Below are 24,599 nucleotides of genomic sequence, written 5' to 3' on the forward strand. Positions count from 1 at the left end.
GAGAGAAGTGCATGACGCAAGTCACGGTGAAAGAATTGGCCCAAGAGGTCGCCGCACCGGTAGAGCGCCTGCTTCAGCAGATGCGTGAGGCAGGTCTGCCGCACACCGACGCCGGACAAGTTGTGACCGACAATGAGAAGCAGGCTCTGCTGGCTCATTTGAAAAGCAGCCACAAGGCGAAAGCGGAAGAACCGCGCAAGATTACCTTGCAGCGCAAGACCCAAAGCACCCTGCGTGTGGCCGGTAGCAAGAGCATCAGCGTAGAAGTACGCAAGAAGAAAGTATTCGTTCAGCGCAGCCCGGAAGAAATCCAGGCCGAGCAGAAGCGTGAGCTCGAAGAGCGTCGCGCAGCGGAAAATGCTGCCCGTCAGAAGGCTGAGCAGGAAGCCCGTTCGCGTGCCGAAGAAGAAGCACGCAAGCAGCCTGGCAGCACCGTTCAGGCGGATGCCCCTGCCGCACCGGCGCCAGCTCCATCGGCACCGAGCGTCGATGTGGCTGCCGTTGCTCCGGCACCGGCGCCCGAGCGCAAGAAGGAAGAGCCCCGTCGCCCTGACAAGCCGCGCAACGACGACCGTCGCAGCGGCAGTGGCAACAGTGATGGCGAGCGCAAGAACCAGCCTCACCGCGCCACCGTCAAGGAGAAGGCTCCGACTCCGCGCGCCGCGCCTCGTACCACCGACGAAGAAAGCGATGGCTTCCGTCGTGGCGGTCGTGGCAAGGGCAAGCTGAAGAAGCGCAACGCCCACGGCTTCCAGAGCCCTACCGGTCCTCTGGTGCGTGACGTGAAAATCGGCGAGACCATCTCTGTCGGCGATCTCGCTGCGCAGATGTCGGTCAAGGCTGCCGAGATCATCAAGTTCATGTTCAAGCTGGGCACTCCGGCCACCATCAACCAGGTGCTGGATCAGGAAACTGCTCAGCTGGTTGCCGAGGAGCTGGGCCACAAGGTGACCCTGGTCAGCGACACCGCCCTGGAAGATTCCCTGGCCGAATCGCTGAAGTTCGAAGGTGAAGCCTTCGCTCGTGCTCCGGTCGTGACCGTCATGGGCCACGTTGACCACGGCAAGACCTCGCTGCTCGACTACATCCGTCGTGCCAAGGTCGCTGCTGGTGAAGCCGGCGGCATTACTCAGCACATCGGTGCCTACCACGTCGAAACCGAGCGCGGCATGGTTACCTTCCTCGACACCCCGGGCCACGCCGCGTTTACCGCGATGCGTGCCCGTGGTGCCAAGGCGACGGACATCGTGATCCTGGTGGTCGCGGCGGACGACGGCGTGATGCCGCAAACCATCGAAGCCGTTCAGCATGCGAAAGCCGCTGGCGTGCCACTGGTGGTCGCGGTGAACAAGATCGACAAGCCAGGTGCCGACCTGGACCGTATCCGCAGCGAGCTGTCGGTTCACGGCGTCACTTCCGAAGAGTGGGGCGGCGACACCCCGTTCGTACCGGTTTCGGCCAAGCAGGGTACCGGCGTCGACGAATTGCTCGAAGCTGTGTTGCTGCAGGCTGAAGTACTGGAATTGACCGCAACGCCTTCGGCTCCTGGCCGTGGTGTGGTCGTCGAATCGCGCCTGGACAAGGGCCGCGGTCCGGTAGCCACCGTGCTGGTTCAGGACGGTACGCTGCGTCAGGGCGACATGGTGCTGGTCGGTTCGAACTACGGCCGTGTACGGGCCATGCTCGACGAGAACGGCAAGCCGATCAAGGAAGCCGGTCCGGCCATCCCGGTCGAGATCCTGGGCCTTGACGGTACCCCGGATGCTGGCGACGAGATGAGCGTGGTTGCCGACGAGAAGAAAGCCCGTGAAGTGGCTCTGTTCCGTCAAGGCAAGTTCCGCGAAGTCAAGCTGGCCCGTGCTCACGCCGGCAAGCTGGAAAACATCTTCGAGAACATGGGTCAGGAAGAGAAGAAGACGCTCAACATCGTCCTCAAATCCGACGTCCGTGGATCGCTGGAAGCGTTGCAGGGCGCCTTGAACGGCCTGGGCAACGACGAAGTGCAGGTGCGTGTGGTCGGTGGCGGCGTCGGTGGTATCACCGAATCCGATGCCAACCTGGCCCTGGCTTCGACAGCGGTACTGTTCGGCTTCAACGTGCGGGCCGATGCTGGCGCGCGCAAGATCGTCGAGCAGGAAGGTCTGGATATGCGTTACTACAACGTGATCTACGACATCATCGAAGACGTCAAGAAAGCCTTGACCGGTATGCTCGGCAGCGATGTTCGCGAGAACATCCTGGGTATCGCCGAAGTGCGTGACGTGTTCCGTTCGCCGAAGTTCGGTGCGATTGCCGGCTGCATGGTCATCGAGGGTGTGGTCTTCCGCAACCGTCCGATCCGTGTACTGCGCGAAGACATCGTGATCTTCGAAGGCGAGCTGGAATCGCTGCGTCGCTTCAAGGACGATGCGTCCGAAGTGCGTGCCGGCATGGAATGCGGTATCGGCGTCAAGAGCTACAACGACGTCAAGGTCGGCGACAAGATCGAAGTCTTCGAGAAAGTCCAAGTGGCTCGTACCCTCTAAGCCGCGACCTCCAGGAACCGGTCCGGCCACCGCCGGGCAGGTTCTAAACGCAACGCCCGATCCGGCCCAGCCTGATCGGGCGTTTGCCGCTCTAGTTACAGGTAAAGAAACATGGCAAAAGAATACAGCCGTACCCAGCGCATCGGCGATCAGATGCAGCGCGAACTGGCGCAACTGATCCGTCGCGAAGTCAAGGATCCACGCGTCGGCCTGGTCACCATCACAGCGGTGGAAGTCAGCCGCGATGTCGGCCATGCCAAGGTGTTCATCACCGTCATGGGCCAGGACAGCGCTGCCGATATCGCCCAGAGCATCAAGGTGCTGAACTCGGCCGCCGGCTTCCTGCGCATGCAGTTGGCCAAGGAAATGAAGCTGCGCAGCGTGCCGCAACTGCATTTCCACTACGACGAAAGCGTGAGCCGTGGCGCTCATCTTTCGGCGTTGATCGAGCGTGCCGTGGCCGAAGACAGCCAGCATCACGCAGATGATTCGGCCGAAGAGTCCAAGGAGTAATCCCGGTGGCTCAGGTCAAGCGTATCCGTCGCAATGTCAGTGGCATCATCCTGCTGGACAAGCCACTGGGGTTCACTTCCAACGCCGCTTTGCAGAAAGTGCGCTGGCTGCTCAATGCCGAGAAGGCCGGTCATACCGGCAGCCTTGACCCCTTGGCTACCGGCGTGCTGCCGCTGTGCTTTGGCGAGGCGACCAAATTCTCCCAGTACCTGCTCGACTCCGACAAGGGCTATGAGACATTGGCCCAGTTGGGCAAGACCACGACCACGGCCGATGCCGAGGGCGAGGTTCTGCAGACCCGCGAGGTGACCGTCGGTCAGTCCGACATCGAAGCCGTGTTGCCTCGATTCCGCGGGCAGATCAGCCAGATACCGCCGATGTACTCGGCGCTCAAGCGTGACGGCCAGCCGCTCTACAAACTGGCGCGTGCCGGTGAAGTAGTGGAGCGCGAGCCGCGTTCTGTTACTATTGCGCGGCTCGAATTGCTTGGCTGCGAGCAGACCACCGCGCGGTTCGCCGTGGACTGCAGCAAAGGCACCTACATTCGGACCCTGGTCGAGGACATCGGCGAGGCGTTGGGGTGTGGTGCGTACGTCGCCGAGCTGCGTCGGACCCAGGCGGGGCCGTTCAGCCTTGCGCAAACCGTGACGCTGGAAGAGCTTGAAGCGGTGCACGCCGAGGGCGGAAACGAGGCGGTGGACAAGTTCCTGCTGCCATCGGACAGCGGCCTGCAGGATTGGCCACTGCTGCAGTTCTCGGAGCACAGTGCGTTCTACTGGCTTCATGGCCAGCCGGTAAGGGCTCCGGAAGCCCCCAAGTTCGGCATGGTGCGGGTACAGGATCACAATGGTCGCTTCATCGGTATCGGTGAAGTGAGCGAAGACGGGCGCATTGCGCCGCGTCGCTTGATTCGGTCGGAATGACCGATCCCGGTCGTCACGGTGTTCGTGACGGCTGGTCGAGGACGGCTGTCAACAGGCACGGTCGCGCCTCTTCTCATGAATACAGGGTTCTGCCCTGGCCTGTTGGACACTGCATGCAGTGCCCTTGATAGTGGAGATGCCTCATGGCTCTTAGCGTTGAAGACAAAGCTCAAATCGTTGCCGACTACCAGCAAGCCGTTGGTGATACCGGTTCGCCAGAAGTGCAGGTTGCACTGCTGACGCACAACATCAACAAGCTGCAGGGTCACTTCAAGGCCAACGGCAAAGACCACCACTCGCGTCGTGGTCTGATCCGCATGGTCAACCAGCGCCGCAAGCTGCTGGACTACCTGAAGGGCAAGGACGTCACCCGTTACAGCGCCCTGATCGGTCGTCTGGGTCTGCGTCGCTAATAGCGGCCCGACACGCGGTGACAAGCGTGGTTCGCCATGTTCGCAGGCCTGGGCACAAGCTCGGGCCTGCGAGGGCGCCACGCGCAATCCTGAGGTTGGTTGTCTGTCGTACCCCAGCGGGTTTCTCGCAGGGGCGGGCAGGCTCCCAGCCTCAAGTTGTATCTGGACGGTCAACGGGGCCGATTCCCCGCTCTGCCCAAGAATTTCGCAAGAAACCAGTTCCCCCAAGAGCCAACAGAAGGTAGGAAACCGTGAACCCGGTAATCAAGACGTTTCAATTCGGTCAATCGACCGTAACCCTCGAAACGGGCCGCATTGCCCGTCAAGCCTCCGGCGCCGTACTGGTCACCGTCGATAACGACGTGACTGTGCTGGTTACCGTGGTAGGTGCCAAGCAAGCCGATCCAGGCAAGGGCTTTTTCCCGCTGTCCGTGCACTACCAGGAAAAGACCTACGCTGCCGGCAAGATCCCCGGTGGTTTCTTCAAGCGTGAAGGCCGTCCTTCCGAGAAAGAAACCCTGACCTCGCGTTTGATCGATCGCCCGATCCGCCCCCTGTTCCCAGAAGGCTTCATGAACGAAGTGCAGGTCGTCTGCACCGTCGTTTCCACCAGCAAGAAAACCGATCCGGACATCGCTGCGATGATCGGTACCTCGGCAGCCCTGGCCATTTCCGGCATTCCATTCGATGGTCCGATCGGCGCTGCGCGCGTGGCTTTCCACGAGAGCACTGGCTACCTGCTGAACCCGACCTACGAGCAGCAGCAGGCGTCGAGCCTGGACATGGTCGTGGCCGGTACCAAAGACGCCGTGCTGATGGTTGAATCGGAAGCCAAAGAGCTGACCGAAGACCAGATGCTGGGCGCTGTGCTGTTCGCCCACGACGAGTTCCAGTCGGTCATCAAGGCCGTTGGCGAGCTGGCTGCCGAAGCCGCCAAGCCTACCTGGAGCTGGACGCCGAAAGCCTGGAACACCGAGCTGCTCGGCGCGATCCGTGGCGAATTCGGCGACGCCGTTTCCCAGGCCTACACCATCACCGTCAAGGCCGATCGCTACGCCAAGCTGGGCGAGCTGCGTGAGCAGGTAATTGCCAAGTTCTCCGGCGAAGAAGGTCAGCCGACCGCAGCCGAAGTGAAGGAAATCTTCGGCGAGATCGAGTACCGCACCGTTCGCGAAAACATCGTCAACGGCAAGCCACGCATCGACGGTCGCGACACCAAGACCGTGCGTCCGCTGAACATCGAAGTCGGTGTACTGCCCAAGACCCACGGCTCGGCCCTGTTCACCCGTGGTGAAACCCAGGCGCTGGTCGTCGCGACTCTGGGCACCGCCCGCGACGCACAGTTGCTGGACACCCTGGAAGGCGAGAAGAAAGACCCCTTCATGCTGCACTACAACTTCCCTCCGTTCTCGGTGGGCGAGTGTGGTCGCATGGGCGGTGCAGGCCGTCGCGAAATCGGTCACGGCCGTCTGGCCCGTCGTTCGGTACAGGCCATGCTGCCCGCCGCCGACGTGTTCCCATACACCATCCGCGTGGTATCGGAAATCACCGAGTCCAACGGTTCCAGCTCCATGGCGTCGGTCTGCGGTGCTTCCCTGGCCCTGATGGACGCTGGTGTGCCGATGAAGGCGCCGGTGGCCGGTATCGCCATGGGCCTGGTCAAGGAAGGCGAGAAGTTCGCCATCCTGACCGACATCCTGGGTGACGAAGACCACCTGGGCGACATGGACTTCAAGGTCGCCGGTACCGCCAAGGGCGTCACTGCGCTGCAGATGGACATCAAGATCAACGGCATCACCGAAGAGATCATGGAAATCGCTCTGGGCCAGGCCCTTGAAGCGCGCCTGAACATCCTCGGCCAGATGAACCAGATCATCGGTACCTCGCGTACCGAGCTGTCGGAAAACGCTCCGACCATGATCGCCATGAAGATCGACACCGACAAGATCCGCGACGTGATCGGCAAGGGTGGCGCAACCATCCGTGCCATCTGCGAGGAAACCAAGGCTTCGATCGACATCGAAGACGACGGCTCGATCAAGATCTTCGGCGAGTCCAAGGAAGCCGCTGAAGCTGCGCGTCAGCGCGTTCTGGGCATCACCGCAGAAGCCGAGATCGGCAAGATCTACGTCGGCAAGGTCGAGCGCATCGTCGACTTCGGTGCATTCGTCAACATCCTGCCTGGCAAGGATGGCCTGGTTCACATCTCCATGCTCAGCGATGCTCGCGTAGAGAAAGTGACTGACATCCTCAAGGAAGGTCAGGAAGTCGAAGTACTGGTACTGGACGTGGACAACCGCGGCCGTATCAAGCTGTCCATCAAGGACGTTGCTGCTGCAAAGGCCTCGGGCGTCTAAACCCGCAGGTGTGAAGAAAGAGCCCTTCAGGGCTCTTTTTTTTCGCCTAGAGTTCACTAAGTAGTGGTTGGAACGCTGAAGGCTGCGCAGGTGAAAGATTGAAGTGAGCAGGGAACTTTTGCGGACTTGCAACTTGCACGCAAAAAACTGTACGAGCGTGCAAACTGCACGATAGTACGGTTTTCTCTGAATTATAAATCATTGATTTTTAAGGCTTTTACAGCGAGAAGCAGGTTGGCATGACGCCTGCAATATCCCTGTCACCTGCCACCAAGACATTAAATGGTCGCAGACCTTTTCAAAAAACAGGAGTGAATCGTATGAAGAAGTTCGCTATTGCTGCCGCTACTGCTACCGCGCTGACCCTGACCATGGCCAACGCTGCTTTCGCTCAACAGTCCACCCAGGCTCCTATGGTGGTTGCTGCTGGTGAAGTTACTCACGCCAAAGAAGCAACTTCCGACACTTGGATCACCACCAAGGTCAAATCCGATCTGGTCACCGAGAAAGGCATTCCAGGCACCGACATCAAGGTAGAAACCAACAAAGGCGTGGTTTCCCTGTCGTCGACCGTTGCTGTGACTGAAGCACAGAAGGCTACTGCCGTGCGTATCACCAAGGCAATCAAAGGCGTGAAAGCTGTTTCCGCCGATGGCCTGAAAGCTGAGTAAGTTTCATGCGAAGGCCACAGGGATGTGGCCACTCAAAGCCCTGACGTAAAACGTCGGGGCTTTTTTATAGGCGCAGAACAGCGGTGAGTTCGTACTCGATCAGTTACGGCTGCTCTCGATCTCCACCAGACGGCTACCGACGAACTTCAAGTACTGACTCATGCCGTTGGACGGTCCGTACACCCACTCTTCGATGGGCAGTTCAACGCGCCGATTGATCGGGCCCGAGCGCTCATAGCCAGTCTGTGCCTTGCTGGCGGGAGCACCACACTTCTGCTCGACCTGAACCGTACGATCATTCAGCGACACCAGAGTGCTGCCGCAGCGCATCGTCGAGGCGGCGCCCGCCGGGTCGCACAGCGCCAGTAACAAAGGCGCGCAGCTCATCCAAATCAACTTGTTCATTCGGCATCCAGATGCAGTGGGGTGATGATGCGTCCGTCTTTTTCAGCCTGACCCAGGGCCGCATCGATGAAGTACACGCGCTCATCAGCCAGTTGGCCCTTGTCGACCAGGAAGTCCTTGATGCTGCCGGCGCGCGCTTGACCCAGCTGACGCAGCAACGCGTTGTTCGACGCCCACGACTTGAGCACTGCTTCACGCAACTTGTCAGCGCGTGCCTTGCTGTCCAGCTGTTGCCATTCCACCGGCGGTTGGCCTTTGAATCGCGTGCGGTAGATGGCTTCGAGCATCGGCGGTTTGTCGTCTTCGGGCACCTGCATCTCGGCAGCCGTAGCCGGGACCTTGTCGCCGCGGCGCTGAGCCATCTTATAGTAGGTGCTCTGGTACTCGCGCTCCAGCCGCTGTTGAGCGATGAGCGGACCGTCGCTGGCCTGGGCGCTGGTGCCTTCGATTTCCAGGCGCAGGGTCGGACGTTCCTTCAAGGCGGTTGCCAGCTTCATCAGTGCCGCTTGCGCCTCTGCGCTGAGCTCATCGGAGCCTGGGCGGAACGACACGGTGCTCAGATCTTGCGATCCACCACCACTGACCAGCCCGCCAATGAACTTGAACGGTGCCTGAGCGGCGCGGACCATGAGATTGCGCAGGGTCTGCCAGACGATCGGCATGACGCTGAACTGGGGGCTGTTGAGGTCGCCACTCACCGGCAGTTCGATGGCGATCTTGCCCTCGGAATCCTTGAGCAGCGCAATCGCCAGCCGCAACGGCAGATCCACCGCGTCGGGGCTGTCGACCTTGTCACCCAACTGCAGTTGCTCCACCAGCAGCTTGTTTTCTGCCTTGAGCTGGCCTTTGGTGATCAGGTAGTGCAGATCCAGATTCAGACGGCCCTTGCGAATGCGATAACCGGCGAACTTGCCCGAGTAGGGCGTCAGCGTGGTCAGTTCCACGCGCTTGAAGCTGGTGGTGATGTCTAAACTGGCCATCGGATCGAAAGGGTTTAGCGCACCGGAAATGGTCACCGGCGCATAGCGATCGACCTTGCCCTGGATCTCGATGCGCGCAGGCTTGGCCTGGCGATTGTCGATAGTGCCGATGCGCCCGTTGAGTTGCTGGACGGCCGTGGCGAAGTTCGGCGTCAGGCTGAAGTCGGCGAAGTTGGCTGAGCCGTTGTCGATGTCCACGGCGCCGATGCGGATGCCCAGTGGCTTTTCCGAGTTGGCCGGTTTGCCAGCCCGAGCCGGCTCGGCGGCCTGCGCCGGTTGCGGAATCAGCAGGTCGTCGATATTGGTGGTGCGGTCCTCGTTGATCATGAAGCGCGCGTACGGTTGCTGCAGCTGGACCCGTTCGATGTCCAGGCGATCGCCGTGGCGATACTCCAGACCGGTCAGGGTCAGGTGCTGCCATTTGACGAAGTCGCGCTCCTTGAGCGTATCGAGCGTGTGCAATTGATCGACTTCGGCGCGACCGGATACGGTCATGGCCAATGGATCGGTACTGGTCAGTTGCACATCAAGATCGCTGTCGAGCATGCCGCTGCGCAGTTCCAGACGAATCAGCGGACTGATGTAGGCCTGCGCGATACGCAGGTCGATGTCCTGAGTGCTGACCTTCATGCGGGCAGCCACCGGCGCCAGACTGACCTCGCCGCTGGCCTGTACACGACCTTGCTTGCCCAGGCCGGTATCGAGCTTGAGGGTGAAGGGCGCGCCGTTGAGGCTGTCGAAGTCGTGCAGGTCCAGGTTGAGTGGACCCACGTCCACGGCGACCTCATCGGCAGGCACACGGTCGGCCAGATGCACCTGATAGTCACGCAGCTGGACATCCTTGAGCAGCACCTGCCAGGGCTTGGCCGGCGAACTTGTCGGCTCTTTGGGTGCAGGCTGCTGCGGTGCCGAGCTGGCAAACAGTTTCTGCCAGTCGAGCTGCCCATCCGCCTCGCGAGCGGCCCAGGTTTCCAGCTTGTGACTGCGTATCCGACCGACACTGACCTGTTGCTTGACCAAGTCGACCGACGTATCGCTGACGTCCAGGCGCTCGAGCCGAGCCAGGGGACGTCCATCGGGAGCCGCGATCGCGAAGGGCGCGACGCTCAGCGCTACCTTGTCCAGTTTCAGCTCGGTCTGCTTGGCCAGATTGAGGTTGTAATCGGCACTCAAGGTGAACACGCCCTTTTCCAGCACCAGCGGCACGCTGTCGCGCACGTACGGCCACCAGACGCTCATCTGCGCATCGGTCACCTTCAGCGATCCCTGGGACGACACCGGGCTCAGGCCGATCCGGCCACGCCAGTCGATACGACCGCCCTGAGGGCTGTTGGCAACCAGGGTCATGTCGGCATGATCGTCTGGCAGCGTGCTGAGGTTCTGCAGCTCCAGATTCATCGAGTCGTATAGAAATTCGATGGGCTGGCTGGGGCGCAGATCCTTGAAATGCAAACGCCCATCGACCAGCTTGATGCTGCCGATGCGCAAGGCGAAGGGCTTGGAAGGCGCGTCCTGCTCGGCAGCGGTATCGCTGGCCGGAAGCTTGAACAGAGCGCTCAGGTTCAGTTTGCCGCTTTTGTCGAACAGTACTTGAGTCTGCGGTCTGTCCAGTTCCACTGCGACCAGATGCAAGGCGCCGGTCCACAGGCTGTCCACTTGCAGGTTGGCGTACAGCCGCTCGAAACCGATCTGTTCGGCGCCAGGCTCGCCGATCTTCAGCCCCCATAGGGTCAGCTCGAGACTGAACGGATTGAACTCCAGCCGCTGCAACTGTACAGGCACGGTGGAGTAGGCCGCTAGCTGCTGATTGGCTACCTGCAGCGCTACGCCGGGCAGGATCAGGAAACCGAGCATCGCGTACAGCGCAACCAGCGCAACCAGCGCCACTAGGGTGGCAGCGGTGCGTTTCAATCCTTTGGACATGGAAATGGGGCCATCTGACGTGATCGGAGGTGCTTGGAGTATGGCACGTCAATGTGGTTCCTATGACTCAGCCCGCGTAAGTCATGGAATTTTCACCAGTTGATGTAGGAAAATTAGAAATTCAGGATCAGCGTCTTCAAGGGTGGCTGACCGTCGCTGGATGGAAAATCAGCGGCTGGCGCCAGTACCGAGTATTCACGTACAGGTCGACCGGCTTTCTCGGCGCAGCGCAGCACCTGATCGCGCCAGTCGTCCAGGTTGACCTTCGCCAGGTTGTTGCAGCAGACCAGTACACCGTCCTCGGCGGTGGCGAGAATCGCTGGTTTGAGCAGGCTCTGATAATCGCGCAGCAGATCGACCGTACCGAATGCACTTTTTGCCCAGGCCGGTGGATCGAGAAAGACCAGATCGTACTGACGTTGCTGCAAACGCGGGTAGGCAGGCAGCTTCTGGCCTCGGCGCGCGGTGATCGGCAGGCCGGCCAACTGGCGTATGGCCGGGAAATAATCCGACTGGACGAACTGCATGGGTTCAAGCTCCGGGTTCAGTGCCCCGTTCTCGGCACCGACCGCCAGGTTACCTTCGGCAAAGTCCAGGTTGCACACCTCACGGGCACCGCCTGCCGCTGCACTCAAGCCAACGCCGCAGGTGTAGGCGAACAGGTTCAACACGCTTTTGCCGGCACTGTGCTGTTTGACCCAGCCACGCGCATTGCGCAGGTCGAGGAACAGCAACGGGTCCTGGCCAGGATGACGGCCACGCACGCGATAGTTCAGGCCCCATTCACGTCCAACCAAGTCGACCAGCGCGGCGTCTTCGGCGCGATACACCGTGTCTTCCCGATCGATCCGCGAATTGCCCCGTGACCGGTCGTTGTACACCAGCAGTAGCGGCGTCTGCAGATGCTTCTCGACCGCACCGTGCAAGGCCAACAGTTCTTCACGCTCCAGCGTCTGGTGGAAGCTTTGCACCATCAACTGCGGGCCATAGCGGTCGACGGTCAGACCACCGGCCCCTTCCTGGCTGCCGTGGAACAGGCGATAGCAATCGGTACCCTGTTCATGCAATGGGTCGAGCAATGACGAACGAGCGTCGAGGGCGGCGCGCAGCGCCTGGATCAAAGCGGGCATGCACGGTGCCTGACGAAAAAAGGAGAGTGGCAATTCTACCTCAATTGCCCGGTGCCGCGAGGGATCGCACGGTCGCGGCGCTGGCCAGCAGCGTCGCGACCGAGTGAGGGTCAGCCGCGGTGACGGCCGCGGAAGTAATTGATCAGGCCTTGGGTCGAGGCATCCTCGGCAGTCGTTTCGTTTTCACCGATCAGACGCTGGTAGACACCCTTGCCCAGTTCCTTGCCCAGTTCCACGCCCCACTGATCGAAGGCATTGATGCCCCACAGCACGCTCTGCACGAACACCTTGTGCTCATACATTGCAACCAGCGCGCCCAGGCGACGTGGGCTGATGCGCTCGACCACCAAGGTGTTGCTCGGACGGTTGCCGGGAATGACCTTGTGCGGCGCCAGCTTCTGTACGTCTTCCTCGGCCATGCCGCGTTCGCGCAGTTCGGCTTCCGACTCGCTGCGGCTCTTGCCCAGCATCAGCGCTTGGCTCTGCGACAGGCAGTTGGCAAACAGCCACTGATGGTGGTCGGCAACCGGGTTGAAGCTGACCACCGGGACGATGAAGTCGGCCGGGATCATGTGAGTGCCTTGATGCAGCAGCTGGTGATAGGCGTGCTGACCGTTGCAGCCGACGCCGCCCCAGATGACCGGGCCGGTATCGATATTCACCGGCGTGCCGTCCTGGCGTACGCTCTTGCCGTTGGATTCCATATCCAATTGCTGCAGGTGCTTGGTGATGTTGCGCAGGTAGTGGTCGTACGGCAGGATCGCGTGGCTCTTGGCATCCCAGAAGTTGCCGTACCACACGCCCAGCAGGGCCAGCAGCACCGGCATGTTCTGTTCGAACGGTGCCGACTGGAAATGCTGGTCCATGGTGTAGGCGCCTGACAGCAGCTCCTTGAAGTTGGCCATGCCGATCGACATGGCGATCGGCAAGCCTATGGCCGACCACAGCGAATAGCGCCCACCCACCCAGTCCCACATCGGGAAGATGTTTTCCTCGCGGATACCGAACTCCACGGCGGCGGCATTGTTGCTCGACACGGCGATGAAGTGACGGTACAGCTCGGCTTCCGAACCACCCTGTGCCAGGTACCAGCCCCGCGCGGCCTGGGCGTTCTTCAAGGTTTCCAGGGTGCTGAACGACTTGGAGGAAACGATGAACAGGGTCGTCTCGGCACGCAGCTTGGCCGACAGCTCGTGGAATTCGCTGCCGTCGATGTTGGCCAGGTAATGACAGCGCACGCCTTTCTGCGCGTATGGCAGTAGGGCTTCAGAGACCAGCTCAGGGCCGAGGAAGGAGCCACCGATACCGATGTTCACCACGTCGGTGATGGGCTTCTCGGTATAGCCGCGCCACAGGCCGTCGTGGATGCGCGTGACCAGCTCGGTGATCTGGTTGAGAACCTTGTGCACGTCCGGCATCACGTTGACGCCATTGACGTTGAGCTTGTCGCCAACTGGACGGCGCAGCGCGGTGTGCAGAGCCGGGCGACCTTCGGAAGCATTGAGCAGCTCGCCAGCGAACATCGCTTTGATGGCGCCTTGCAGATCCACTTCGTTGGCCAGCTCGACCAACAGGTCGCGGGTCTGCGTATCGATCAGGTTTTTCGAATAGTCGAGGAACAGGCCGCAGGCGCTCAGGGAGAAATGCTCGAAACGCTGAGGGTCGGCGTTGAAGGCATCGCGCATGCTGAAGTCTTTCATGGCAGCGCGGTGCTGGGTTAGCGCCTGCCAAGCGGGCAGGGTAGTCACATCGTGCGGGGTTCGGTAGTACGCCATCGCTGCAAATTTCCTTTTTCTTGAACTGCCTTTGGACATTGGAACGCTCGGCCGGTTGCGTGCCTGTTGCATCAAAAGATCCAACAGGCGGCCAGGGTCATTGCGGGCCACTGATCGGCTGCCAATGCACGGTTCGGACGCTGCACCACCTTAAACCGCCGCGCGCATTCTGTCTGCGCCTAGTGGCCGGTGCGTGAACGACTTTCGAGCGGTCGCGGTTCAGCCGTGCTGAGGGTCGTGATCGAGGTCCAGGTGCAGGTTGTCGATCAATCGCGTGGTACCCAGGTTCGCCGCGACGAGAATGACCAGATCGCGGTCATCGGCAGTGGCCGGCCGCAGGGTCAGTGCGTGGCGTACTTCCAGGTACTCGGGCACGAAGCCCGCTTGGGCAATGACCTGCCTGGCCTGGTCCAGCAGCAGCGGATAGTCGCGACGACCCTGGCTGATCTGTGCCGCCACCTGACTGAGCACCTGGTACAGCAACGGTGCCTGGGCACGTTGTTCTTCGCTCAGATAACCATTGCGCGACGACAGCGCCAGGCCGTCTTCGGCACGCACGGTCGGCTCACCGATGATCTGGATCGGCATGTTGAGATCGCGCACCAGCGCCCGAATGACCGCCAGTTGCTGATAGTCCTTCTGACCAAAGACGGCCAGATCCGGCTGGACCATGTTGAATAGCTTGCTGACCACCGTCGCCACGCCTTCGAAGTGGCCGGGACGGCTGGTACCGCACAGACCTTCGGACAGTTGCGGAACGCTCACACGGGTCTGCCCGGCCATGCCGTCGGGGTACATCTCGGCAGCCGAAGGTGCGAACAGCAGACTGCAGCCTGCCTGCACCAGCCGCTCCTGATCGGCAGCCAGCGTACGCGGGTATTTGTCCAGATCTTCGCTGGGTCCGAACTGCAACGGGTTGACGAAAATACTGGCCACCACGAAATCGACCCGCTGGGTGGCCTTGGCGACCAGCGCCGCATGGCCGCTGTGCAGGTTGCCCATGGTCGGCACCAGGCCGATACGCTTGCCTTCGCCACGGGCGCGGGCCACGGCGGCGCGCAGTTCACGGACGGTCTTGACGGTGTTCATGAGGCGAATCCATGTTCAGGTGCAGGGAAATCAACCGCCTTGACGGCGTTCACATAGGCGCGTAGGGCGCCTTGAATATCGCTCTGCCCGGTCATGAAGTTTTTCACGAAGCGTGGCACGCGGCCGCTCAACGACAACCCGAGCATGTCGTGCAGCACCAGCACCTGGCCATCCACCGCGCTGCCGGCGCCGATGCCGATGACCGGAATCTTTACCGCCTGGGCAATGTCGGCTGCCAGTTCGACGGGCACGCACTCGAGCAGCAGCATGGCCGCGCCGGCCTGTTCCAGGGCGATGGCATCGGCACGCATCTGGCGTGCCTGGATATCCTGGCGTCCCTGCACCTTGTAGCCGCCGAGCAGGTTGACTGATTGTGGGGTCAGGCCCAGGTGTACACACGCGGGAACACCCCGCTCGGCGAGCAGGCGGACCGGCTCGGCGAGCCAGGCAGCCCCTTCGAGCTTGACCATGTGTGCCCCGGCCTGCATCAGCAAAGCGCTGTTGGCCAGCGTTTGCTCGCTGGTGGCATAGGCCATGAAAGGCAGGTCGGCCACGATGAATGCGCCTTGGTTGCCACGTTTAACGCTGCCCACATGGTAGGCCATGTCGGCAACGGTCACGGGCAATGTGCTGTCATGCCCCTGCAAAACCATGCCCAGCGAATCGCCCACCAGCAACACTTCGACGCCCGCCGCACTGGCGGCATGGGCGAACGTCGCGTCGTAGCAGGTCAGCATGGTGATCTTTTCACCCTTGAGCTTGAGGCTCTGCAGGGTGGTCAGGGTGATTTCGGGCATGAAAAGAATCCTCGGACTGGCGCTGTGTCGACACAACATCATCTGTCGTGATGTTTGGAAACCCACGCATAAACGTTGGTTTCGCGCCGTTTGGCACCTCAGGGTGCAACGGGCCGCCTATAGTCGTGAGCACGACCGGGGAAGTCAATTGGGTTGAAGGCCTCTTCGCGGGCAGAGCCCACTCCCACAGGTCCGCGCGGAAGTCACTTATTTGTGCCTGGAGCCCAATCTCCAAGTCCATGTGGAAACCACTTCTTTATGCCTGTAACCCAATCCAACACGTTCTTTGTGGGAGCGGGGCGAGCGGCGAGCCCTCTGCCCGCGAAGAGGCCTCACCGGCGCTACAGCTTCTCCAGCCCCACGAACGGGCAGGCAGCCAGAAGCGCGCGCAGGCTGCGGCCGTCCGCCAGCATGAAGCCCTCGTCAACCAGCTCGGCCAACGGATACAGCACGAATGCACGTGCGTGCAGATGATAGTGCGGTACCTTGAGGCGAGGTTCGTCGATCACCCGATCAGCGTAGGTGATGATGTCCAGATCCAGGGTGCGCGGCCCCCAGCGCTCGCCACGCTCACGGCCTTGATCGCTCTCGATCGCCTGCAGTGCGTCGAGCAATGCCAGTGGCGGCAGCTCGGTGTCCAGTGCCGCCACGGCATTGGTGTAGCGAGGCTGGCCGGGCAGCAGTGAGTCGCTGGTATAGAACGATGAGGCTTCGACCAGTCGGGTATCCGGCAGCCCAGCCATGGCCTGTAGGGCATCACACAGTTGCCGTTGCGGGCTGTCCAGATTGCTGCCCAGCCCGATGTGTACCCGCACCATGCTTATTCGTCGGCCTCGCCACGCTTGCTGCGTTTGGCGCCGGTACGACGACGCTTGCGTGGCGCGCCGGACTCGTCCTTGCCACCCAGGTCGGCGATCATGTCGCGGCGTTCACTGTCGTTGCAGTCCTGATAGTCGGTCCACCATTCGCCCAGGCCATCGGTTTCTTCGCCGGCCTTTTCGCGCAGCAGCAGAAAATCGTAGCCGGCGCGGAAACGTGGATTGTCGAGCAACAGGTCGGCGCGCTTGCCACTGCGCCGCGGCAGGCGTTCCTGCATGTCCCAGATCTCGCGGATCGGAATGGTGAAACGTTTGGGAATGGCGACGCGTTGGCACTGTTCGGCAATCAGCTCGTGCGCTGCTTCCTGCATCGCCGGGATCGGTGGCATGCCGCGGCTTTGCAGGCGCAGTACCCGCGCTGGCAGCGCCGGCCAGAGCAGGGCGGCGAACAGGAAGGCAGGGGTGACCGGCTTGCCTTGCTTGATGCGCAGGTCGGTGTTGCGCAACGCCTCGCTGATCAGCGTGTGCGTGTAGGTCGGCGTGTCTTCCAAAGCCTGGGTGGTGGCCGGGAACAACGAGTCGAACAGTTGCAGATCGACCAGCATCTCGAAGGTATCGGCCGCGTAGCCGGACAGGAACAGCTTGAGCACTTCCTCGAACAGGCGTGCCGAGGGTATCTCGCGCAGCATCGGCGCCAGTTCGCGAATCGGCGCAGCGGTGTGCTTCTCGATGCCGAAGTCCAGCTTGGCGGCGAAGCGCACGGCGCGCAGCATCCGCACCGGATCTTCCTGATAGCGCTGGGTCGGATCGCCGATCAGGCGAATCAGGCGGTTGCGCACATCGTGCACGCCATTGGCGTAGTCCAGGATCCGTTCGCTGACCGGATCGTAGTACAAGGCATTGATGGTCAGGTCGCGGCGCTGGGCGTCGTCTTCCAGGGTGCCGTAGACGTTGTCGCGCAGGATGCGCCCGCTTTCGCTGCTTGAGGAGCGATGGACATCCTGTTCGTCATCTTCTTCCGGATGATTGGCACGGAAGGTTGCGACTTCGATGATCTCGCGGCCGAAATGGATGTGTACGAGCTTGAAGCGCCGGCCGATCACGCGCGCGTTGCGGAACTCGGCACGGACCTGCTCGGGCGTGGCGCTGGTGGCGACGTCGAAATCCTTGGGCACGATGCCCAGCATGAGGTCACGTACGCAACCGCCTACCAGATAGGCCTGATAACCCGCGCTCTGCAGGCGCTCGACGATGCCCACGGCGTGGCGGCTGAACTGGCTGCGTTGCAGCGAGTGTTGACCAGCATTGAGCACTTCAGGCGTGGTGCGCCGGTGCTGCGGGTGACGCGCGGGAGTATTCAAAGACTTGAACAGCTTCTTCAGCATGGGATGCACTGTTTGAAGGGATTTTCGGCCATATACGAAGAACGACCGCATGATGGGCGGGGATTCTAGCATTTAGTCGAGGGATGGTGTAGGAGGCAGCGCCGGTCGGCGCAAGCGGCAGGACAAAAGCCGGAAACTACAAGGGGAGCCGAAGCTCCCCAAGAAGTAGTTGCGTGCTCTGTTTTTATTTTTTGTCGGGCTTCTTGTTTTTGTTGAGTGCCCTGTCCACCGAACCTGGGTTCGGGGGTGGCTCCCTATTCGGGAGCAAGAGCAAACGGATTGCTTTGGTCGCTGTGCTGTGATGATCGCGGTGATCCAACCAGTTCGGGCTTCTGCTTCAAAGCAGTTGTTGTAGTTCTCTGCCTGGCTGCGGGTTTCCCCAAAAACAACGCCTCTCCAAAAGAATCAGTTAGCTGCGCCTCCGCCGTGTTGTTCTTGTTATGCGTGAGTCGATTCGTCTTGTTCTTGTTATGGGTTTGCTTGCTTGTTGTTGTTCTTGTACCAGAGATATAGCAGGTCCCATGCCAACTTTTGCGAGTCCCTGTAGAACGGGGCTTTGCGGGTAAAAGGCCGGTGGCCGAGGGTCAGAATCGACCCGGGATTCGTTACCGATGGAACCGTGTTTTGTTACGTCGCAGGCCTAGGGTAACAGTTTGTCACGGCTACCCGTCAAGCCGCGAAACCCGCGGGCTAGAGCTGAAACGTATCAGCTTTCACTGGCCACACTCGACTTGCGTCGCGGGATGCCCAGGCGTTGCCGACGCTCCCACAGACACTTGCGGCTGACGCCCAATTTGCGCGCCAATTCGGTCTCGGTCATGTGGTCTTGATGCTCCAGCACGAAGTGTTGGAAATAATCTTCCAGGGAAAGATCTTCGGTGGGGTCGTGAGCGGTGTTGTTCGCCCCGTTCGATTGGGAAGGCAGGCCGACGAAGTCGTCGGTGTCCTGCAGATCGGCGAGCTCGATGTCGATGCCCAGCAGTTCGGCCGATATTTCGGCGCTCTCGCTGAGGATCACCGAGCGCTCGACGGCGTTTTCCAGTTCGCGCACGTTGCCCGGCCAGGAATACTGCCGAATCGCCTGCTCGGCATCGGCGGCGAAACGCAGGTCGGTACGTCCGATCCGGGCGCTCTGGCGAATCAGGAACGCCTTGGCGATCTCGCCGACATCGGCACCACGCTCGCGCAATGGCGGCAGCTTCAGCGCGATCACGTGCAGGCGGTAGTAGAGGTCCTCACGGAACTGGCCCAGCTTGGCCAGGCTTTTCAGGTCGCGGTGAGTCGCGGCAATCAGGCGAACGTCGACTTTCTGCGACTGTACCGAGCCCACGCGGCGAATCTCGCCTTCCTGCAAGACCCTGAGCAGCCGTGCCTGAGCCTCCAGGGGCAGCTCGCCGATCTCGTCGAGAAATAGCGTTCCGCCATCGGCCGCTTCGACCAGTCCGGCACGCCCGGCGCTGGCGCCGGTGAAGGCACCTTTCTCATGGCCGAACAGTTCGGACTCGATCAAGGTTTCCGGGATCGCGGCACAGTTGACCGAGATCATCGGCGCCTTCGCACGCTTGGACAGGTTGTGCAGGGCCCGAGCGACCAGTTCCTTGCCAGTGCCCGATTCGCCCTGGATCAACACGTTCGAATCGGTCGGAGCGACCTTGCGGATCTTGCTGTAGAGATCCTGCATGGGCGGGCACGAGCCGATGATGCCGATATCGCCATTGGCGTTCTGCGCGGCTGGTTTGTCGGCGCCTGGCTTGTTTGCCGGCCGTTCGACGGCCACCGCCGGTGCGTTTTGCCGATCGCGCAGGATGCGTGCGGCAGCCTGGAGCATTTCGTCGTGATCGAAGGGCTTGGCGATGTAGTCCACCGCGCCCATCTTCATCGAGTCGACAGCCGAGCGCAGGCTGGCGTAGCTGGTCATGATGAGTACCGGAGTGCCTTCGCCCAGCTTGATCAGCTCGGTGCCTGGCGCACCGGGCAGGCGCAGGTCGCTGATGATCAGGTCGAACGATGGAATGCTGAACCGCTCCTGCGCTTCCTGCACGGAGCCGGCCTCACTGACCTGATACTGGTTGCGTTCGAGCAGGCGACGCAGGGCAGATCGAATGATGGTTTCGTCTTCGACGATCAAAATATGCGGCATTGATTCTATTCTCTCGACGGTCTCAGTTCACAGCGGACGTCGCTTCGACATGACGCGGCAATGTCACCCGAATCCGGGTACCGCGCTGGCTCTGGATATCGGCCGGGCTGTCGATGGTGATCTGTCCATAATGCTCTTCAACGATGGAATAGACCAGAGCGAGCCCCAGTCCTGTCCCTTCGCCCGGATCCTTGGTGGTGAAGAACGGTTCGAATAACCGATCCATGATGTTCTTGGGAATGCCGCTGCCCTCGTCTTCGACGATGAGGTCGACGGTCTGTTCGCTCGCCTCGGTCTTGACGCGTACCGCGCCGCCGGCCACCGAGGCGTCCCGCGCATTGGACAACAGATTGATCAGCACCTGTGCCAGACGTTGTGGATCGCCCACAGCCCAGTGCTCGGGGTCGCACAGGTTGTAGAACTGGATCTCGAAGTTGCGGCGGTTCAGGGCCAGCAGGCCAATGGCATCCTGGGCCACCTGGGCCAGATTGACCGGCTCATCGCTGTGCTGGTGACCACCGGCATGGGCGAAGCTCATCAGCGACTGGACGATGCGCGACACGCGCTTGGTCTGTTCGAGAATCTGGCTGCTCAGTTCGGTGATCTCGGCGTCTTCCTCGCGCTCTTCGCGCAGGTTCTGCGCCAGGCAGGCGATGCCGGTGATCGGGTTGCCGATCTCGTGGGCCACTCCGGCCGCCAGCCTGCCGATGCTGGCCAGGCGTTCGGAATGCACCAGCTTGTCTTCGAGCATCTGCGTTTCGGTCAGATCCTCGACCAGCACCACCAGGCCACTGTTGCCCGGTGCCAGTGGCTCATCGATGGCGGCCTTGTGCAGGTTCAGCCAACGGGTCTGCCCATCCAGAGCCAGGCGCTGCTTGTGCAAGTGTTCGTCGGGCACGTTGATGAAGTCGATCAGCAGGCTGCGCCATGGCTGGCTGATCGTTACCAGGCGCGAGCCGACCACGTGCTGGGCAGGCACGCCGGTCAAGTCCTCCATGGCCTTGTTCCACATCAGGATCTCCTGATCCTTGGCCAGCGAGCAGACGCCCATGGGCAACTCCTGCAGGGTCTGGCGGTGGTAGCGACGCAGCGCATCGAGCTCTGCGGCCAGGCCGGTCAGACGCGAGTGGTAGTCTTCCAGGCGGCTTTCGATGAAGTGGATGTCTTCGGTCACATAGTTTTCGCTGCCCGACTTGTAGGGCAAAAACGTCTCGACCATGTCCTGGGCCACGCTGGGGCCCATGAGGCCGGACAGGTTGGCCTCGATCCGGTCACGCAGACGGCGCAAGGCGTAGGGCCGTCGCTCGTCGAAGGGCAGGTAGAGATCGCGCAGGGCTTGTTCCACCTCCCGCTGGGCAGCCTTGGCGCCCAGCGGTTTGGCCAGCTGCGTGGCGAACTCCTGGGGCGAGGCGGCGTGCAGCTCGCGGCGCTGCGGGCGGCGTACGTTGTCCACTGCGCAGGCTTCGGCGGCACTGACCTCTTCGGTGCTGGCAGCGGTGAACAGCGAGATCAGCGTGAACAGCAAGACGTTGGCCGCCAGCGAAGCAATGGCTGCCATGTGCCAACTGGTGTCGTCGAGCACGTAGATCATGTTCAAGCGCGGAATGTAGAAGCCTTGCAGGTTGCCGATCAGCGGCAGCAGCATGGTCACCATCCAGACCGCCATGCCCGCCAACAGACCGGCGATGAATCCGCGTCGATTGGCCGTGGGCCAGTACAGCACCGACAGCACACCCGGCAGGAACTGCAGCGTGGCCACGAAGGCGACGATACCCAGGTGAGCCAGGTCCTGCTTGGCGCCCAGCAGCAGGTAGAAGGCATAGCCGGCCATGATGATGGCGACGATCAAGGCTCGACGCGTCCACTTCAGCCAGCGATAGATATTGCCTTCGGCCGGCGGCTGATACAGCGGTAGCACCAGGTGGTTGAGCATCATGCCCGACAGTGCCAGGGTGGTGACGATGATCAGCCCACAGGACGCAGAGAGCCCGCCGACGTACGCCAGCAGCGCCAGCGCCTGACTGTTGGCGGCGATGCCGACCCCCAGCGTGAAGAATTCCGGGTTTGTGGTGACGCCCAGGCGCAGACCGGCCCAGAGGATCAGCGGCACCGCCAGACTCATCAGCAACAGGAACAGCGGCAGCCCCCAACTGGCGCTGACCAGCGCACGGGGGTTGAGGTTCTCGGTGAAGACCATGTGGTACATGTGCGGCATGACGATCGCCGACGCGAAGAACACCAGCAGCAGCGTTCGCCAAGGCCCCTCTTGCAGGGGCGCATGCAGCGATGCCAGCGCGGTCTGGTTCTGCAGCAACCATTGCTCCAGATCGTGCGGCCCGTCGAATACACCGTAAAGGGCGTACAGGCCGATACCGCCCACCGCGATCAGCTTGATCACCGATTCGAAGGCAATGGCGAATACCAGTCCCTCGTGCTTCTCGCGGGTCGCGATATGACGCGAGCCGAAAAAGATCGTGAACAAAGTGATGAGCACGCAGAAGCTCAGCGCCACTCGATTCTGCACCAGCTCGCCGGTCATGATGCCGATGGAATCGGCAACCGCTTGAATCTGCAGCGCCAGCAGTGGCAGTACGCCGACCAGCATGAACACGGTAGTCAGCGCGCCGGCCCAGGTGCTGCGAAAGCGAAAGGCGAAGAGGTCGGCCAGCGATGACAGCTGATAGGTGCGCGTGACCTTGAGTATCGGATACAGCAGCACCGGCGCCAGCAGAAAGGCGCCGGACACTCCCAGGTAGCAGGCCAGAAAACCATAGCCATACTGATAGGCCAGGCCAACCGTGCCATAGAATGCCCAGGCGCTGGCGTAGACGCCCAGTGACAGGGTGTAGGTCAACGGATGGCGAATGATCGCCCGCGCGATCATGCCGCGTTCGCTGACCCAGGCTACCGCGAAAAGCACCAGCAGGTAGGCCGCGCTGACCAGCAACATCTGGGTAAGGCTAAAGCTCATCGGCATCACGCTGGCTCTGCAGGATAAAGGTCACCACGATCAGAATCAGCCATAGCAGGTAGGGTCGATACCACGCACCGGTGGGCTCGATCCACCAGTCCATGATGGCGGGGGAGAACAGGTAGATCCCCACCACCAGAAGCAGGACCAATCGATAGATATACATGCTGGCCTCGGGGTAGGGTCGTGTGCAAAAACGGTGCGGCGATGGTAGCGGATCGGCGTGTCGCTGCGAAGGGGCGGGCATGACCCGGCTGCAGATCACTCGCCCAGTTGTGCCTCTGCCACCGTGCGCACATGGGGGATCGCATCACTGTTCCAATGCGCCACGCCCCAGCCCAGCACATCCTGCACGCTGCCGTCGGCCAGATCGGCCTCAGGTTCCTGGCCCAGCGCGCGCAGGGCACGCACCAGCAGGGGAGCTGCCTGATCCGGATCCAGGGGAGGAGATCGGTAACTTTTGCCCAGCTTGTTGCCATCGGGCTGGATGATCAGAGGGACATGCAGGTACCGCGGTTGCGGTAACCCCAGCAACTCCTGCAGATACAGATGGCGCGGTGTCGAATCCAGCAGGTCAGCCCCGCGAACGATATCCGTCACCCCCTGCCAGGCATCGTCCAGCACCACAGCCAGTTGATAGGCATACAGACCGTCCCGACGACGGATGACGAAGTCCCCCGACTCGCGGCCCAAATGCTGCGAATACGCACCCTGCACTCGGTCCTCGAAGCGATACAGCAGTTCCGGAACGCGCACGCGGATGGCTGCATCCTCGGTCGTGTGCCCGGCATTGCGACAGGTGCCGGGATAGATGCCTTGATAGGGTTCCAGCTGTTTGCGCGAGCAGGTACAGGCATAGGCCAGCCCCTGCGCGAGCAAGCGGTCGATCACCTGCTGGTAGGCGTCATGACGCAGGCTTTGATAGACCACCTCGCCATCCCAGTGCAACCCGTAGCTGTCCAGCGTCTGGAGGATGGCTGCCTGGGCACCGGCGACTTCCCGCGGCGGATCGAGGTCCTCCATGCGCACCAGCCAGCGACCGCCCGCAGCGCGTGCGTCCAGCCAGGACGCCAGGGCGGCCACCAGGGAGCCGAAATGCAGGTAGCCGCTCGGAGTCGGGGCGAAGCGACCTATATAAGGAGGGGTTGTCATGGGCGCAGGATTCTACGGGCAATACAGATACAAAGGGGCGCCGTGGCGCCCCTTTGTCGACAGGTCATTTGCCGACCTGTTTTTCCTTGATTTCCGCCAAGGTCTTGCAGTCGATGCACAGATCGGCGGTCGGACGTGCTTCAAGACGGCGAATGCCGATTTCGATGCCGCAGGATTCGCACCAGCCGTACTCTTCGTCTTCGATCAACTGCAGCGTCTTGTCGATCTTCTTGATCAACTTGCGTTCGCGATCGCGAGCGCGCAATTCGAGGCTGAATTCCTCTTCCTGGCTGGCCCGATCGGCCGGGTCAGGAAAGTTGGCGGCTTCGTCCTTCATGTGGTCGACTGTGCGATCCACTTCCTGCATCAAGTCCTGTTTCCACTTGTTCAGGATCTTGGTGAAGTGAGCACGCATCGGCTTGCCCATGTACTCCTCGCCCTTCGTCGGAACGTAGGGAGCGAAACCGGACAAGTTGCCAGTGTTTTGTTGCTTTTCATTGGTGGGCATGAATCAACCGCCTCTCGCTCTACTAATCCATTGCGCAGGATGATCCTTCTCCGGCACCCGCCGGCCCTGCGACTGCAAGCCGGCGAACTTACCAGATCGAACCAGCACGCGCTACTCCCGGTTG

General features: G+C 61.4%; 19 protein-coding genes. 6 read left to right on the forward strand and 13 right to left on the reverse strand.

The genetic code is table 11. The features are described from left to right. The first annotated feature begins 11 nt into the window (after positions 1-11). The 6 genes from infB (at position 12) to ASF66_RS21115 (ending at position 7,402) form a co-directional block, all read left to right on the forward strand. Positions 12-2,525 (forward strand): translation initiation factor IF-2, encoded by a 2,514-nt coding sequence (infB, locus tag ASF66_RS21090; RefSeq protein ID WP_056845242.1) that lies wholly within the window; start codon positions 12-14, stop codon positions 2,523-2,525. A 111-nt stretch (positions 2,526-2,636) separates the two neighbouring features. Then, positions 2,637-3,038: a 30S ribosome-binding factor RbfA gene (gene rbfA, locus ASF66_RS21095; protein ID WP_049858671.1), complete on the forward strand. Its 402-nt coding sequence runs from the start codon at positions 2,637-2,639 to the stop codon at positions 3,036-3,038. A gap of 5 nt (positions 3,039-3,043) precedes the next feature. Continuing rightward, on the forward strand, positions 3,044-3,961 hold the full coding sequence (gene truB, locus ASF66_RS21100; RefSeq protein ID WP_056845243.1) for a tRNA pseudouridine(55) synthase TruB: 918 nt from the start codon (positions 3,044-3,046) through the stop codon (positions 3,959-3,961). Between the two features lie 143 nt (positions 3,962-4,104). Beyond that, complete coding sequence (gene rpsO / locus ASF66_RS21105) at positions 4,105-4,374, forward strand: 30S ribosomal protein S15 (RefSeq protein ID WP_043190760.1); 270 nt, start codon at positions 4,105-4,107, stop codon at positions 4,372-4,374. Between the two features lie 251 nt (positions 4,375-4,625). Continuing rightward, positions 4,626-6,731 (forward strand): polyribonucleotide nucleotidyltransferase, encoded by a 2,106-nt coding sequence (gene pnp / locus ASF66_RS21110; RefSeq protein WP_049858673.1) that lies wholly within the window; start codon positions 4,626-4,628, stop codon positions 6,729-6,731. Between the two features lie 320 nt (positions 6,732-7,051). After that, positions 7,052-7,402: a BON domain-containing protein gene (locus ASF66_RS21115; protein ID WP_043190755.1), complete on the forward strand. Its 351-nt coding sequence runs from the start codon at positions 7,052-7,054 to the stop codon at positions 7,400-7,402. A gap of 99 nt (positions 7,403-7,501) precedes the next feature. On the opposite strand, the gene ASF66_RS21120 is transcribed toward ASF66_RS21115, so the two are convergent. The 13 genes from ASF66_RS21120 to dksA all read right to left on the reverse strand — a co-directional run bounded on the left by ASF66_RS21120 (position 7,502) and on the right by dksA (position 24,475). Further along, a complete protein-coding gene (locus ASF66_RS21120) occupies positions 7,502-7,807 on the reverse strand; it encodes a DUF2845 domain-containing protein (protein ID WP_056845244.1) in 306 nt (101 codons plus the stop codon). Next, complete coding sequence (locus ASF66_RS21125; RefSeq protein ID WP_056845245.1) at positions 7,804-10,710, reverse strand: DUF748 domain-containing protein; 2,907 nt, start codon at positions 10,708-10,710, stop codon at positions 7,804-7,806. Before ASF66_RS21125 ends, ASF66_RS21120 begins: the two co-directional genes overlap by 4 nt. Before the next feature lie 113 nt (positions 10,711-10,823). Continuing rightward, positions 10,824-11,840, reverse strand: a complete 1,017-nt coding sequence (locus ASF66_RS21130) for a class I SAM-dependent rRNA methyltransferase (RefSeq protein ID WP_056845246.1) — start codon at positions 11,838-11,840, stop codon at positions 10,824-10,826. A gap of 110 nt (positions 11,841-11,950) precedes the next feature. Next, positions 11,951-13,615: a glucose-6-phosphate isomerase gene (gene pgi / locus ASF66_RS21135; protein WP_049858677.1), complete on the reverse strand. Its 1,665-nt coding sequence runs from the start codon at positions 13,613-13,615 to the stop codon at positions 11,951-11,953. 219 nt (positions 13,616-13,834) lie between these two features. Further along, the gene (panC, locus tag ASF66_RS21140) at positions 13,835-14,704 is read right to left on the reverse strand and encodes a pantoate--beta-alanine ligase (RefSeq protein WP_056845247.1); all 870 of its coding nucleotides are present in this window, start codon (positions 14,702-14,704) and stop codon (positions 13,835-13,837) included. Further along, positions 14,701-15,501, reverse strand: a complete 801-nt coding sequence (panB, locus tag ASF66_RS21145; RefSeq protein ID WP_056845248.1) for a 3-methyl-2-oxobutanoate hydroxymethyltransferase — start codon at positions 15,499-15,501, stop codon at positions 14,701-14,703. Before panB ends, panC begins: the two co-directional genes overlap by 4 nt. A gap of 341 nt (positions 15,502-15,842) precedes the next feature. Beyond that, entirely contained in the window at positions 15,843-16,319 is a 477-nt protein-coding gene (gene folK / locus ASF66_RS21150; protein WP_056845249.1) for a 2-amino-4-hydroxy-6-hydroxymethyldihydropteridine diphosphokinase, read from the reverse strand. 2 nt (positions 16,320-16,321) lie between these two features. Beyond that, positions 16,322-17,704, reverse strand: a complete 1,383-nt coding sequence (locus tag ASF66_RS21155; RefSeq protein ID WP_049858681.1) for a polynucleotide adenylyltransferase PcnB — start codon at positions 17,702-17,704, stop codon at positions 16,322-16,324. Between the two features lie 706 nt (positions 17,705-18,410). Beyond that, the gene (locus ASF66_RS21160; protein ID WP_056845250.1) at positions 18,411-19,844 is read right to left on the reverse strand and encodes a sigma-54-dependent transcriptional regulator; all 1,434 of its coding nucleotides are present in this window, start codon (positions 19,842-19,844) and stop codon (positions 18,411-18,413) included. Between the two features lie 22 nt (positions 19,845-19,866). Continuing rightward, positions 19,867-22,821, reverse strand: a complete 2,955-nt coding sequence (locus ASF66_RS21165; protein ID WP_162240103.1) for a sensor histidine kinase — start codon at positions 22,819-22,821, stop codon at positions 19,867-19,869. Then, entirely contained in the window at positions 22,805-22,981 is a 177-nt protein-coding gene (locus tag ASF66_RS22585; protein WP_003250005.1) for a hypothetical protein, read from the reverse strand. Before ASF66_RS22585 ends, ASF66_RS21165 begins: the two co-directional genes overlap by 17 nt. A gap of 95 nt (positions 22,982-23,076) precedes the next feature. Further along, positions 23,077-23,967 carry a tRNA glutamyl-Q(34) synthetase GluQRS gene (gluQRS, locus tag ASF66_RS21175; RefSeq protein WP_056845251.1) on the reverse strand — a complete coding sequence of 297 codons (891 nt, stop codon included), beginning with the start codon at positions 23,965-23,967 and terminating at the stop codon, positions 23,077-23,079. Positions 23,968-24,031: 64 nt separating this feature from the next. Next, positions 24,032-24,475 (reverse strand): RNA polymerase-binding protein DksA, encoded by a 444-nt coding sequence (gene dksA / locus ASF66_RS21180; RefSeq protein WP_049858684.1) that lies wholly within the window; start codon positions 24,473-24,475, stop codon positions 24,032-24,034. Between the last annotated feature and the right edge of the window lie 124 nt (positions 24,476-24,599).

The sequence above is a fragment of the Pseudomonas sp. Leaf129 genome, from assembly GCF_001423465.1.
Classification (GTDB): Bacteria; Pseudomonadota; Gammaproteobacteria; order Pseudomonadales; family Pseudomonadaceae; genus Aquipseudomonas; species Aquipseudomonas coleopterorum.